Annotated in this window: 13 protein-coding genes and 1 pseudogene; 5 read left to right on the top strand and 9 right to left on the bottom strand. The window is 65.2% G+C overall.

Annotated features, from left to right (window positions below):
• From ADADOO_RS12100 to ADADOO_RS12080, 5 genes are all read right to left on the bottom strand, one after another.
• A partial coding sequence (locus ADADOO_RS12100; RefSeq protein ID WP_511277755.1) for a glycerol-3-phosphate dehydrogenase/oxidase occupies positions 1–1,555 on the bottom strand: 1,555 nt, incomplete at its 3' end.
• On the bottom strand, positions 1,552–3,057 hold the full coding sequence (gene glpK, locus ADADOO_RS12095; RefSeq protein ID WP_511277754.1) for a glycerol kinase GlpK: 1,506 nt from the start codon (positions 3,055–3,057) through the stop codon (positions 1,552–1,554). The genes ADADOO_RS12100 and glpK, both read right to left, overlap by 4 nt.
• Before the next feature lie 148 nt (positions 3,058–3,205).
• The gene (gene yjjJ, locus ADADOO_RS12090) at positions 3,206–4,570 is read right to left on the bottom strand and encodes a type II toxin-antitoxin system HipA family toxin YjjJ (RefSeq protein WP_511277753.1); all 1,365 of its coding nucleotides are present in this window, start codon (positions 4,568–4,570) and stop codon (positions 3,206–3,208) included.
• Positions 4,571–4,923: 353 nt separating this feature from the next.
• A complete protein-coding gene (locus tag ADADOO_RS12085) occupies positions 4,924–5,049 on the bottom strand; it encodes a hypothetical protein (RefSeq protein WP_511277752.1) in 126 nt (41 codons plus the stop codon).
• A gap of 149 nt (positions 5,050–5,198) precedes the next feature.
• The gene (locus ADADOO_RS12080; protein ID WP_511277751.1) at positions 5,199–6,683 is read right to left on the bottom strand and encodes a protein adenylyltransferase SelO; all 1,485 of its coding nucleotides are present in this window, start codon (positions 6,681–6,683) and stop codon (positions 5,199–5,201) included.
• A 273-nt stretch (positions 6,684–6,956) separates the two neighbouring features.
• Between ADADOO_RS12080 and ADADOO_RS12075 the strand changes: the two genes are divergently transcribed.
• Both ADADOO_RS12075 and ADADOO_RS12070 read left to right on the top strand, forming a co-directional pair.
• Positions 6,957–7,232 (top strand): type II toxin-antitoxin system prevent-host-death family antitoxin, encoded by a 276-nt coding sequence (locus tag ADADOO_RS12075; RefSeq protein WP_511277750.1) that lies wholly within the window; start codon positions 6,957–6,959, stop codon positions 7,230–7,232.
• Positions 7,233–7,235: 3 nt separating this feature from the next.
• Positions 7,236–7,631 carry a hypothetical protein gene (locus tag ADADOO_RS12070; protein ID WP_511277749.1) on the top strand — a complete coding sequence of 132 codons (396 nt, stop codon included), beginning with the start codon at positions 7,236–7,238 and terminating at the stop codon, positions 7,629–7,631.
• A 73-nt stretch (positions 7,632–7,704) separates the two neighbouring features.
• Here ADADOO_RS12070 and merR read toward each other — a convergent pair whose 3' ends face one another.
• Positions 7,705–8,127, bottom strand: coding sequence for a mercury resistance transcriptional regulator MerR (gene merR, locus ADADOO_RS12065; protein WP_511277748.1), 423 nt, complete (start codon positions 8,125–8,127; stop codon positions 7,705–7,707).
• 83 nt (positions 8,128–8,210) lie between these two features.
• Between merR and merT the strand changes: the two genes are divergently transcribed.
• The 3 genes from merT (at position 8,211) to merA (ending at position 10,623) form a co-directional block, all read left to right on the top strand.
• Positions 8,211–8,561 (top strand): mercuric ion transporter MerT, encoded by a 351-nt coding sequence (gene merT, locus ADADOO_RS12060; RefSeq protein ID WP_511277747.1) that lies wholly within the window; start codon positions 8,211–8,213, stop codon positions 8,559–8,561.
• A gap of 15 nt (positions 8,562–8,576) precedes the next feature.
• On the top strand, positions 8,577–8,876 hold the full coding sequence (merP, locus tag ADADOO_RS12055; RefSeq protein ID WP_511277746.1) for a mercury resistance system periplasmic binding protein MerP: 300 nt from the start codon (positions 8,577–8,579) through the stop codon (positions 8,874–8,876).
• A 61-nt stretch (positions 8,877–8,937) separates the two neighbouring features.
• A complete protein-coding gene (merA, locus tag ADADOO_RS12050; RefSeq protein ID WP_511277745.1) occupies positions 8,938–10,623 on the top strand; it encodes a mercury(II) reductase in 1,686 nt (561 codons plus the stop codon).
• A 35-nt stretch (positions 10,624–10,658) separates the two neighbouring features.
• On the opposite strand, the gene ADADOO_RS12045 is transcribed toward merA, so the two are convergent.
• From ADADOO_RS12045 to ADADOO_RS12035, 3 genes and pseudogenes are all read right to left on the bottom strand, one after another.
• Positions 10,659–11,342, bottom strand: a complete 684-nt coding sequence (locus ADADOO_RS12045) for a DUF2894 domain-containing protein (protein WP_511277744.1) — start codon at positions 11,340–11,342, stop codon at positions 10,659–10,661.
• Positions 11,335–11,979 (bottom strand): OmpA family protein, encoded by a 645-nt coding sequence (locus ADADOO_RS12040; protein ID WP_511277743.1) that lies wholly within the window; start codon positions 11,977–11,979, stop codon positions 11,335–11,337. The genes ADADOO_RS12045 and ADADOO_RS12040 overlap by 8 nt, the downstream gene beginning before the upstream one ends.
• Positions 11,980–11,981: 2 nt before the next feature.
• A pseudogene (locus tag ADADOO_RS12035) lies at positions 11,982–12,443 on the bottom strand (DUF802 domain-containing protein); the annotation flags it as partial.

The raw sequence follows: 12,443 nt of genomic DNA, 5'->3' as shown, positions 1-12,443 counted from the left end.
TCCTCAGCCGGAACCGCCCGGCCGTGTCGTGTGCCGACTGGATCATCGTGGCCAGGCGCTCGGGTGTCGGCGGCCGTTCCTCGGCAATGATTTCGGCAACGCGCGCGATGCATGCCTCGGCGGCGGCTGCGTCGTGGAAGAGGGCGCGTGTCCGGCGGGCGAGGATGTCGTCGATCGTTCGCGCCGCCTCAAAGCGGATGGCGAAACGAACCATGGCTTCGCTGTACGGCAGGTTCGGGTGGAGCGTTTGGTCGTGGCCGGGCAAGGCGGCGAGCAGCGAACTGTCGGTGCCGTAGGCGTCGCCGGCTGGCCCGCTCGGGCAGCCGTGCAGTTTCAAGGTTCGCGTCGGGCAGGCCACAACGTTGAGTCGGGCGACCTCAATGGCCCGGTCGATGACCTGCTCGGCCATCAGCCGGTAGGTCGTCCATTTGCCGCCGGCGACGGTGATCAGGCCGGCGGGGCTGACCAGAATGGCATGTTCGCGCGACAGGGCAGCGGTATTTTTGGTGTCCCTGTGCTCGGGGTGGATGAGCGGGCGCAGGCCGGCGAAGGCGCAGCGGATGTTGGCCCGGGTCGGCGGCCGGGTCAGCACGTCGGCTGCCGTGCGCAGCAGGAAGGCGATTTCTTCTTGGAGTGGCTGCGGATCGTTGAGCTGGACCAATTCCGGGCGCGGCGTGTCGGTGGTGCCGAGCAGCACCTTGCCTTGCCACGGAATGGCGAACATGACCCGGCCGTCTTCGGTTTTCGGGATCAACAGCGCCTGCTGGCCGGGCAGGAAATCGGCGTCGAACACAAGGTGGACGCCCTGGCTGGGTGTCAGCAGCGGCGGGGCATCGGCATCGTCCAACTGGCGAACACTGTCGGCGTGCACGCCGCTGGCATTGATGATGGCGCGGGCGGTTACCTCGAATTCCTCGCCGGTTTCGGTATCGCGCAGGACGGCGCCGGTGACGCGATCGCTGGTTTTGAGCAGGCGTATGGCCGGCAGGTAATTGAGGCAGGTGGCGCCGAGATCGGTCGCCGTGCGCATCAAGGCGATAGCCAGCCGGGCATCGTCGAACTGGCCGTCCCAGTAGCGGATGCCGCCGCACAGGCCGGTGTTGTTCAGCCCGGGCAGGGCGGCGATGACTGCCTGCCGGTTGAGGCAGCGTGAATTCTCCAGATTGTCGCCGCCGGCGAGCCGGTCGTAGAGCTTGAGGCCGCCGGCGAACAGCAGCCGGTCGATCTGATTCCAGGCCGGAATGATGAAGGCGAGCGAATGGACGAGGTGCGGCGCGTTGTGGAGCAGGAAGGCGCGTTCGCGCAGGGCGTGGCGGACCATGCCGAGGTCGCCCTGGCGCAGATAGCGGACACCGCCATGAATGAGCTTGGTGCTGCACATCGAGGTGCCGGAGGCGAAGTCGCGGGCTTCGACGAGTAGCGTTCGGTAGCCGCGCGCTGCCGCATCGACCGCCGCGCCGAGTCCGCTGGCGCCGCCGCCGATGATCAGGATGTCCCACGGGCGCGGGTCGCGCAGGGTGGCGAGGCTGTCTTCGCGGCTGGCGGGTGTGTTCATGATTCGGCCCCGGCCCAGCCGAGGGTGCGCTGGATGGCGCGGTGCCAGTCGGTGAATAGCGCTTCGCGGTGCTCCTTGGCCATCGACGGTGCAAAGTGGCGTTCGGCCTGCCACAGGGCGGCGATTTCCGCTTCATCCTGCCAGTAGCCGACGGCCAGCCCGGCCAGGTAAGCGGCGCCGAGGGCGGTGGTTTCGGTAACTTTCGGGCGCACCACGGGGACGCCGAGCAGGTCGGCCTGGAATTGCATGAGCAGGTCATTTCGCGCAGCGCCGCCATCGACGCGGACTTCCCGGATCGGCTGGCCGGCGTCGTTTTCCATGGCCTGCAGCACCTCGGCGCTCTGCAAGGCGATGGCTTCGAGGGCGGCACGGGCGATGTGGGCGCGCGTCGTGCCGCGCGTCAGGCCGAACAGGGCACCACGGGCGGTCGGGTCCCAGTACGGTGCGCCGAGGCCGGTGTGGGCCGGGACAAGGTAGACGCCGCCGTTGTCGGGCACACTCGCGGCCAAGGTTTCGACTTCGCCGGCGCTGGCAATTAACCCGAGGCCGTCGCGCAACCATTGCACGGTGGCGCCGCCCATGAAGACGCTGCCTTCGAGCAGGTAGGTGGTTTGTCCATTACGCTGCCAGCCGACGGTGGCGAGCAGGCGATGCCGCGAGGCCATGGGCTGCGCGCCGGTGTTCATGAGCAGGAAGCAGCCGGTGCCGTAGGTGTTCTTGGCCATGCCGATGTCGAGGCAGGCCTGGCCGAAGGTGGCGGCCTGCTGATCACCAGCCATGCCGGCGAGCGGAATCGGCGCACCCAGCCACTCGGTGTTGACCGTCGCGATTTCGCCGCTGCTGGCAACGAGGCGCGGCAGCAGGGCGGCGGGGATGTCGAGCAGGGCCAGCAATTCGTTGTCCCAGCACTGGCGGTGAATGTCGAAAAGCAGGGTGCGCGAGGCATTCGACGGGTCGGTGACGTGCTCGCCGGTCAGCTTCCAGGCCAGCCAGCTATCGATGGTGCCGCAGGCCAGTTCGCCGCGTTCGGCCCGGGCGCGGGCGCCGGGGATGTGGTCGAGCAGCCACTTGAGCTTGGTGCCGGAAAAGTAGGCGTCGAGGACGAGGCCGGTGCGCCGCTGGAAAAGTTCGGCGTGGCCGGCCGCGGTCAATTCGTCGCAAATGCCGGCGCTGCGCCGGTCCTGCCAGACGATGGCGCGGTGCACCGGCTGGCCGGTGGCGCGATCCCAGAGCACCGTGGTTTCGCGCTGGTTGGTGATGCCGACGGCGGCGACCCGCGTCGCCGCAACCCCGTTGTCGCGCAGCACGGCGCGGGCGACGGCGAGCTGCGCCGCCCAGATTTCATCGGCGTCGTGTTCGACCCAGCCGGGCTGCGGGTAATGCTGGGTGATTTCCTGCTGGGCGAGGCCGCGGAGGTTGCCCCGACGGTCGACCAGGATGGCGCGCGCGCTGGTCGTGCCCTGGTCGAGGGCGAGGATGAACTGCTCGGAAGATGCAGGCATGGCGAACTCCGGCAAGCGGTGTTCGGCCAGTATAGCCGGCCGGGTTCGCGTCTGGCAGGGCTTTCGATTTTGGCGCTTATTTGGTTTTTACGTCGTAAATCGGGTTGACCGTGGTAATCCGTAGCGCGGTAGTTGGTTGGCGCCAGCTTCAGGCTAGACGGCGGATTTTTTCAGTTGTGTCGGCCAGATGTGCCTTGAGCGCCGTCAGGCAGGGGGTGAAGGCCGAGCTGAGGCCGGATTCGGCGCTCAGTTCGGCCAAGTAGGCCGCTGCGAGATCGAGTCCATTTCGCCAGTGCTGGCTGGAAACGAGCGGGCTGAGCGTGGCCGGTGCCAGGCTGGTTGGCAGTTCCCCGCTGCTGCGCGGCGCGAAGGCCATCGGCAGCATGTCGTAGGCGGGTGCGAGGCTGTAGGGCCGACCGCTGTCGGTGATGAACGAAAGGTTGCCGGCGTGCATATCGGTGTTGCCGATCAGAACACCAAAGGCGTGCAGCAGGCAGGTGGCCTCGTGGGCTTGGCGGGTGATGTGGCCAGCGGCCATGAGGCGCTCGGTGACGGCTGGCCAGCCGCCGCGCCCGAGGCCAACAAATTCGGCATCCATGGCGGCCAGCGAAATGAGGCCTCGCCGGCCGAGCGTGCCGACGCGGTCAAAACGTTCGACTTCCAGAAAGCGTTGTGATCCCCGGTCGATCAGGTGCGTTGTAACCGCTGCGATGTCGTGCCGACGGAGCAAGGTCAGCGCCCGGTGTTCGCTGAGCAGCAGGTCGCGCCAGCGGTCGTTGAGAGGATTGCCGACGGGGTTGCTTGCATCCTGTAGCGTGAACTTGACAATGACATGGCGTAGACCATCCGGCGTCAGGGTGTGGGCGACGAACTTGGGCTGCTCTCCTCCCGCCGAAGAACCGGGCAGTTCGCCACGGGCAGTCTGCGCGGCAAGACGGGCATAGGCGTCGGCTCGCTCGGCAAGCGGGAGCGGTTCGGGGAGTGGGGCGCGGATGAAATGCTCGCGCGCCACATCGCCCAACAGCAGGTTGCCGACCGTGTCGCTGCCCGGTTGGCCGAGCAGGGCTCGCAACACATGGTGATCCTGCCAGTCGGCCAGACTGGCAGGCAGGCCGAGAGCATCGGCCCGTGCCGCTACGAAGCTGCGCCCGAGATAGCCTTGCGGTCGCATGTCGTCCAGCCACCAGGGCAGGCCTTCGCTGTGCAGCGCCTGGCCATCGTGCTGCCGCATGACGAATCCGTTCGGGTGAACGGCGATCAGTGTCCCCAGCGCTTCAATCTGCCCGGCTGGCGTTACACGATAGACCGGGATGTCGCCATCAGTTAGTGATTGACGGCGCAAAGCGTAGTGAATGGATCGATAGGGCCCAAAACGGACGACCGTTTCAGCCAGGGCGCTGAGGGCCCGGGAAATGGTGGGCTGGCTGATGTCAAGCGCAGAAGCCAGCATACGGGCAGTTTTCGGGCCGGATAGGAGGTGCTGGCGAATGGCGGGAAGGGGGGAGACGGGCATGCTGGAGTGGTGTTTGAATTCATTTGTGAATAGATATGTGAATTCATGGTAGTGCTTTTTCTGCTGCCGGGATAGTGGGGCCGGCGATGTCGGGTTGGCCGTCGCTGGTGTGACAGAATCGTCGGCACGTTTTCCGGCGGCCGGCGGAGGGTTGCCTTGTCGCCGTTGATCCTGAAAACCGCAGTGAGCGCCCCTTCATGGTTCGATACGCCTTGCTGGGCAAGGCTACTCACCACGAACGGGCTTTTCCCGATCGGTGCCCCCCGTTTGCCCCTTCGACGAGCTCTGGACGCAGCCTGAGTAGCCCACGCAGTGGGCGTATCGAAGGGTTTGGTCGCGGTCAACTGCGATTTTTAGGTTGATAACGATGGGGGCGCGATGAACTCGGTGTTGGCAACCACGACGGCGATGAGCGCACCTTGCGACAGCGACCGAGCGGCCAGATCGTGCGCCCGGGATTCGGCTTCGCTTTTGTGCATCAGGGCGAGGGGGTACCGGGTTTGCTGCAGCGGTTGTTGTGGTCGAGGGTGATGGTCGTGAATGTGGGGCGGTTGGGGGTGTCAATTTTGGCCAAAATTTCCGGTTGACCGTGGGGCCTGCCGTTGTTTCTATGGTCGTAGCAATCGCTTCAGGTGCCACAGAAAGTCATGTAGCTGTTCGTAAATTCGCTCGGCGCCGGCGCGGCGTATTCGGCGTCGGCCGGGCGTTCGTCGAAGGGCGCGCCGATGACGGCGAGCAGGCGTTCAAAGGGGGCCAGATTGTTGTCATCGACGGCGGCATCGAGGGCCGCTTCGACGCGATGGTTGCGCGGGATGTAGCACGGGTTGGCGTGCTGCATGGCGGCGAGCAGATCGGCGGAACGGTTTGGCTGGCGGGCCTGCCAGCGAGCGAGCCAGGCGGCGAAGTCGGTGGCCTTGGCCATCAATGTGTTGAGGCGTGAGGCGTCGCCGGCCGCCGCATCGAACAGGGCGCGGAAGGCGACGGTGAAATCGAGGCGGTTGTGTTTGAGGATGCGCAGGAAATCGTCGATCAGGGTGCGGTCGGCCTCGGTGTCACCCGATTCGTCAATGCCGAGCTTGGCCCGGAAGACGCGCAGCCAGTGCACGGCCTGGCGCTCGGGCAGGGCGTCGATGACCGCCGTGGCGGCCTGCACGGCGCGCTCGGCGTCGGTGTCGATGAGCGGCAGCAGGGTTTCGGCCAGCCGGGCGAGATTCCAGCGGGCGATGCCGGCCTGCTTGCCGTAGGCGTAGCGGCCGGCGCTGTCGATGGAGCTGAACACGGTGTCCGGGCTGTAGCTTTCGATGAAGGCGCAGGGGCCGTAGTCGATGGTTTCGCCGGACAGCGTCATGTTGTCGGTGTTCATGACGCCGTGGATGAAGCCGACACCGAGCCAGCGGGCGACCAGTTCGGCTTGGCGCTCGCCGACGGCGGCCAGCAGGTCGAGATAGGGCTGGGCGCTGGCAGCGAGCGCCGGGTAATGGCGGGCGATGACGTAATCGGCCAGGCGCTTGACCTGCTCTGGCCCCTGGTGGGCGGCGAAGAATTGAAAGGTGCCGACGCGGACGTGGCTGGCGGCAACGCGGGTGAGCACGGCGCCGGGCTGGGCGCGGTCGCGGCGCACCCTGTCGCCGGTCGCCACGACGGCCAGCGAGCGGGTGGTCGGAATACCCAGGGCGTGCATCGCCTCGCTGATGATGTACTCGCGCAAGGCCGGGCCAAGCGCACATTTGCCGTCGCCATTGCGTGAAAACGGCGTGCGGCCGGAACCCTTGAAAGCAATGTCGCGGCGCTCGCCGTGGCGGTCGATCACCTCGCCGAGCAACAAGGCCCGCCCATCGCCCAGTTGCGGCGAGAACTGGCCGAACTGGTGGCCGGCGTAGGCTTGGGCAATCGGCTCGGCGCCCTCGGGTATGCGGTTTCCGGCCAGGATTTCGACGCCTACCGGCGTGGCCAGCGCCAGCGGATCGGCCCCCAGTTCGATGGCCAGCGCCTCGTTCAGGCAAATGAGTCTCGGCTGGCTCGCCGGTGTCGGCTGCCAGCGAACGTAGAACGCCTCAAGGTCGCGGACATAGGAGTTGTCGAAGGCAAAAAAGCGGGGCGCAGGGGCGTTCATCGAAATCGTCAAAGGAAGGTTGGGGTAGCGGCTCGCGGAGATTTTGTCGCAAATCTCCGCGCCGCTGAGGCTTCAAGCAATTTCGATGCTAATGGGTGGCTTTGGTTCCCCGGCTGCCGTGAATGGTGCGGGAACGGCGCCAGGCCGCGTTTTTCGATTTTGGGCAAAATTTCCGGTTGACCGTGGGAATGGCCGCAAACGAATCCTGTAACAAAGGTAATTGCGGCCGGTCTGATACACTTATCGTTAACGTATTTATTAAGGAATCCAGTCATGACTTTCCGCGCCCAAGATGTCGTTCCGATCAGCGAAGCCCGCGCCCGCCTGACCGAGTTGTCCGATGAAGTCGTCGCTGGTGCGGAAAAGCTGCTGACCAAGAATGGCGCCGCCTACGTCGCCATCGTCGACGCCCAAAAGCTGGATTACTACCACGCGCTGGAAGCGGAACATGCCAACCTAGTGTTGCTCTCCGAAGCGGAAACAGGCCTGCGCGAGGTGCTGGCCGGGCAGCGTGTGTCGAATGCCGACCTTCTGAAAGCCCTGGCCTGAACCATGGCTTTGCCGATCAACGCAAAAGTCGAGGCGACCCCCAATTTTCTGGCCAATCTGGAAACCATTCACCAGTTCTTCCAGACTCAGGACGCGGATACCGTCGAGGCCCGGTTCACCAAGCTGAAAGCAGATCTTCGGGAGATGATCGCGGTGCTCAGCTGGTCGCCGTCCGGCGGACGACCGGCCAGGTTTCTGCTGGCCAAGTCAGCCCAAGCCCGAATGAAATCAGATGCCGTCCAGATATTGGCCGAACAAGCCGGATTGCCTTACCTCCGGGAATACGTCGTCGGGCAACATATCGCGCTCTATGCACATGCCGAAAAGGAAGTTGTACTTTTGGCGGTCAAGCATCAGCGGCAGCTGGCTTATGAAGCTGCCGATTCGGCTGATAAATAATTGCCTCCATGCCTCCGCCAAGATTGGCGAAATATGGCTGGGGTCGTCTCAGAACGCGGAAAGTAAAGCACGGCTAAGCTGTAGCAGACCCAGCCTGGCCTGCTCCGCCCTGTAACGACGCAATCAGTGGGCAGGAAACATTACCTTGCCGCGCATGGCAGGCGCCAATCAGGTCAGACAGCACGGCCTCCATGCGCGCCAAATCCGCCAGTTTCTCGCGCACGTCTTGGAGCTTGTGTTCGGCCAGACTACTGGCTTCCTGGCAATGGGTGCCATCCTCCAGCCGCAGCAGTTCGGCGATTTCATCCAGGCTGAAGCCCAGCCGCTGGGCCGATTTCACGAATCGCACCCGTGCCACATCCGCCGTGCCATAGCGGCGGATGCTGCCGTAAGGCTTGTCCGGCTCGGGCAGCAAGCCCTTGCGCTGATAGAACCGTATCGTCTCGACGTTGACCCCGGCCGCCTTGGCGAAAACGCCGATGGTCAGGTTTTCCAAATTGTTTTCCATATCGCTTGATTCCGTACATGAGTACGGAAGTAAGGTTACTTCATCCAATTCAAACTCGAAAGGACAAGCACATGTCTGAACCACAAACCGGGCGCGGCGCGCTCTTCACTGGCGGGCTGGCCGCCATCCTCGCCTCGACCTGCTGCTTGGGGCCGCTGGTCCTGGTCGCCTTGGGATTCAGCGGGGCATGGATCGGCAACCTGACCGTGCTGGAGCCGTATCGCCCGATTTTCATCGGCGCGGCGTTGGTCTCGTTGTTCTTCGCCTGGCGGCGCATCTACCGCCCGGCGCAAGCCTGCAAACCGGGCGAGGTCTGCGCAATTCCCCAAGTGCGAGCCACCTACAAGCTCATTTTCTGGATTGTGGTTGTGCTGGTTCTGGTCGCGCTCGGATTTCCCTACGTCCTGCCATTTTTCTATTGATCACAGGAGTTCCCCATGAAAACGCAAGTTTCGGCGCAAGCCAAAAAACTGTTTGCCTCTCTCGCGCTCGCCGCCGCCGTTGGACCCGTGTGGACCGCCACCCAGACCGTCACGCTGTCCGTCCCGGGCATGACCTGCTCCGCCTGCCCGATCACCGTCAAGAAGGCAATTTCCAAGGTCGAAGGCGTCAGCAAGGTTGACGTGGCCTTCGAGACACGCGAAGTGGTGGTCAGCTTCGATGATGCCAGGACCAGCGTGCAGAAGCTGACCAAGGCCACCGGGGATGCGGGTTATCCGTCCAGCGTCAAGCAGTGAGCCAACCCGGCGCGGATAACCGTCCAGGCCGTCGCCAACCTTAAAAAATAGGAGTTGTTGCATGACCCATCTAAAAATTACCGGCATGACTTGCGACTCGTGCGCGGCGCACGTCAAGGAAGCGTTGGAGAACGTGCCCGGCGTGCAGTCGGCGCTGGTGTCCTGTCCCAAGGGCTCCGCACAACTTGCCATCCTGCCGGGCACGTCACCGGATGCCTTGATGGCCGCCGTGGCCGGACTGGGCTACAAGGCAACGCTTGCCGACGCACCAACCGCGGACAACAGCACCGGGCCGCTCGACAAAGTGCGCGGCTGGATGGGGGCAGTCGATCAGCATGGTGGCAATGAACGCCCGTTGCAGGTGGCCATCATCGGCAGCGGCGGGGCCGCGATGGCGGCAGCGCTGAAGGCCGTCGAGCAAGGCGCACACGTCACGCTGATCGAGCGCGGCACTATCGGCGGCACCTGCGTCAATATCGGCTGCGTACCGTCCAAGATCATGATCCGCGCTGCCCACATCGCCCACTTGCGCCGCGAAAGCCCGTTCGATGGCGGCATGCCGCCCGCCCCGCCGACGATCTTGCGCGAACGGCTGCTGGCCCAGCAGCAGGCGCGCGTCGATGAACTGCGCCGCGCCAAGTACGAGGGCATCCTGGACGGCAATCCGGCCATCGCCGTGCTGCACGGCACGGCCCGCTTCAAGGACGGCCACAGCCTGGTCGTGCAACTCAACGACGGCGGCGAGCGCGTCGTGGCATTCGACCGCTGCCTGATCGCCACCGGCGCGAGTCCGGCCGTGCCGCCGATTCCCGGCCTGAAAGACACACCCTACTGGACTTCCAGCGAAGCCCTGGTCAGCGACGCCATTCCCGAGCACCTGGCCGTGATCGGCTCATCGGTGGTGGCGCTGGAACTGGCGCAGGCCTTCGCCCGACTCGGCAGCAAGGTGACGGTCCTGGCGCGCAGCACGCTTTTCTTCCGCGAAGATCCGGCCATCGGCGAAGCCGTCACGGCTGCTTTCCGGGCCGAGGGCATCGAGGTGCTGGAACACACGCAGGCCAGCCAGGTCGCCCATGCGGGCGGCGAATTCGTGCTGACCACGGAGCACGGCGAAGTACGCGCCGACAAGCTGTTGGTTGCCACCGGCCGCTCGCCCAACACGCACAGCCTGGCGCTGGACGCGGCGGGCATCACGCTCAATCCGCAAGGCGCTATCGCCATCGACTCCGGCATTCGTACCAGCGTGGAACACATCTACGCCGCCGGCGACTGCACCGATCAGCCGCAGTTCGTCTATGTGGCGGCAGCGGCGGGCACCCGTGCGGCGATCAACATGACCGGCGGCGAGGCGGCGCTGGACCTGACCGCCATGCCGGCCGTGGTGTTCACCGACCCGCAGGTGGCGACCGTCGGCTACAGCGAGGCGGAAGCGCACCACGACGGCATCGAGACCGACAGCCGCACGCTCACGCTGGACAACGTGCCGCGCGCGCTGGCGAACTTCGACACGCGCGGCTTTATCAAACTGGTGGCTGACGCCAGTAACGGGCGGCTGATCGGGGTGCAGGCGGTCGCGCCGGAAGCCGGCGAACTAATCCAGACGGCGGTGCTGGCGATTCGCAACCGCATGACGGTGCTGGAACTGGCGGACCAGTTGTTCCCCTACCTGACCATGGTCGAGGGGCTGAAGCTCGCCGCGCAGACCTTCAACAAGGATGTGAAGCAGCTTTCCTGCTGCGCCGGCTGAGATAAAAGAAGCGCTACGCGGCCAGGCGGGGCGGATCACCGCTTCGTCGCGCCGCGTTTCGCGGTCCGCGCCTTTTTCTCTCCATCGCCACCGGCTGTACGCCCGGCCACGGGCTTGGTCGGATCAGCGTGATCCAGCCAGATCAGCGTATCGATGTAGCTCATGAAACCTTGCAGGTAGTCCGGGGCGATGTCGCGCATGCGTTCGAGGCTGCGCAGGACGAGGTGCTGGGAGTTCATCGGGCCGGCGTTTTCAGGCGCCTGGGCGAGCGTCTGGGTGAGTTGCTGCTCGGTGCTGAGCTTGGACCACTCGTTGCGGAAGTAGGCGACGGTCTTGAGTTCGGGGCCTTGCGGGTGGCGACCGGCGGAAGCGGTTTTCGATTTTGGGCAAAATTCCCGGTTGACCGTGGAAGTGTCGTTGGCTGGCCGGATGGTGCCCGTTTGGGCGTGGGCATGGCCGCTGATGTAGGCCAATAGTTCGGTCAGCGGGCTGCCGGCGCTTGTCTCGGTAGTTTCGGCCGGCATCGGGGCTGGACGGCTGGCGAGTTCATTGGCGGCGGCGCTGATTTTGGCGTTGAGCCCGTCGCGAAGGGTTGCCGGCTGCGCGGCGGCGCGGCGGCTGAGTGCTTCGAGATAAGCAAAGCGGACGGGATCGCGGTCGGCGGCGCCGCTGGTGCGCAGGGCGGCGAGTTGAGCCTGAATGTCCGCCGTTTCAGCCATTAGCTGCCTTGCCATTGGTAGGCGTCTTGGGCACCGGCGCCATTTCGACGCGGCGGTTGCGGGCGCGGCCGTCGGCGTCGCTGTTGGCGGCCACCGGCTGCTGCGAACCGAAGGCGGCGGCGAAGATGGACGACGAGGGCACGCCGTCTTCGATCAGCGTGCGGGTCACGGTCAGGGCGCGCTGGGCGGAGAGTTCCCAGTTGTCGGCGAAGCGGCTGTTGCTGCCGCGCACGGGCATGTCGTCGGTGAAGCCGCTGACCATGAGCATCTGTTCGCTGGCGCCGAGGTAGGCAGCGATGGGCTGGGAGAGGCTCTTGAGCAGTTGCTGGCCTTCCGGCTGCAACTGGTCGGAATTGAGCGCGAAGAGCACGTTGCCGCTGATACCGATCTTGCCGTTGTTGAGCGTCACGCGGCCGGAGGCGAGCGGGCCGGCCAAGGCCTTTTCGAGGGCTTCGCGGCGCTGTTCTTCCTGCTGGCGCTTCTGGATTTCGCTTTCGAGGCTGGTGACCAGTTCAAGCTGCACGCCGAGCACGCCGACCAGAATCAGCACGAAGGCGCCGAGCAGGCCGGCCATGAGGTCACCGAAGACGGCCCAGACGGGCGTGTTGTGCTCAACGGCGGCGTCGATGTCTTCCATGCTCAAGCCTCACTGCCGGCGACGCGCTGCAGGTCGTCAACCATTTTCTTCTGCGACATGATGCTGAGGTCGATGATTTCGCGGGCCTGGGCGACGTAGTAGGCAAGCTGTTCGTCGCTGCGCGTCAGCGACTTGGTCAGGCCGCCTTCGATGCGTTGCAGGGCGGCCATCATTTTGTCGTTCGATTCGGCGAAGAGCTTGACCGCGGCGCCGAAAGCCTCGCCCAGGCTGGCCACTTCGAGGGCGCCGCCGGTGATGCTGGTGCCGATGTCGACGAGCTTGCCGGCTTCGCTCTCGACCTTGGCGGCAAACTGGCTGCCGGCACGTTCGAGCAGGTCGGCCGAGGAGGCGACGAGCGCGTCGATGGCGCTGCGCTGCTCGGTCGAGGCGTGGTTGATGGCGTCGAGCAGGGCGCCCAGCGTTTCCATGATGCGGCTGCGTTCTTCGAGCAGGCTGTTGTCGCG

It is taken from the genome of Azonexus sp. (genome assembly GCF_036170495.1).
Taxonomy (GTDB): domain Bacteria; phylum Pseudomonadota; class Gammaproteobacteria; order Burkholderiales; family Rhodocyclaceae; genus Azonexus.
This window is presented reverse-complemented; position numbering and strand designations above follow the sequence as displayed.

What these genes read in the sequence shown, in the direction of transcription:
- glpK (WP_511277754.1), bottom strand. Translation starts at nt 3,057, where the DNA reads ATGCCTGCATCTTCCGAGCAGTTCATCCTCGCCCTCGACCAGGGCACG.
- ADADOO_RS12045 (WP_511277744.1), bottom strand. Translation starts at nt 11,342, where the DNA reads ATGGCTGAAACGGCGGACATTCAGGCTCAACTCGCCGCCCTGCGCACC.
- merP (WP_511277746.1), top strand. Translation starts at nt 8,577, where the DNA reads ATGAAAACGCAAGTTTCGGCGCAAGCCAAAAAACTGTTTGCCTCTCTC.
- ADADOO_RS12080 (WP_511277751.1), bottom strand. Translation starts at nt 6,683, where the DNA reads ATGAACGCCCCTGCGCCCCGCTTTTTTGCCTTCGACAACTCCTATGTC.
- ADADOO_RS12070 (WP_511277749.1), top strand. Translation starts at nt 7,236, where the DNA reads ATGGCTTTGCCGATCAACGCAAAAGTCGAGGCGACCCCCAATTTTCTG.
- ADADOO_RS12085 (WP_511277752.1), bottom strand. Translation starts at nt 5,049, where the DNA reads ATGCACAAAAGCGAAGCCGAATCCCGGGCGCACGATCTGGCCGCTCGG.
- merA (WP_511277745.1), top strand. Translation starts at nt 8,938, where the DNA reads ATGACCCATCTAAAAATTACCGGCATGACTTGCGACTCGTGCGCGGCG.
- yjjJ (WP_511277753.1), bottom strand. Translation starts at nt 4,570, where the DNA reads ATGCCCGTCTCCCCCCTTCCCGCCATTCGCCAGCACCTCCTATCCGGC.
- ADADOO_RS12075 (WP_511277750.1), top strand. Translation starts at nt 6,957, where the DNA reads ATGACTTTCCGCGCCCAAGATGTCGTTCCGATCAGCGAAGCCCGCGCC.
- ADADOO_RS12040 (WP_511277743.1), bottom strand. Translation starts at nt 11,979, where the DNA reads ATGGAAGACATCGACGCCGCCGTTGAGCACAACACGCCCGTCTGGGCC.
- merT (WP_511277747.1), top strand. Translation starts at nt 8,211, where the DNA reads ATGTCTGAACCACAAACCGGGCGCGGCGCGCTCTTCACTGGCGGGCTG.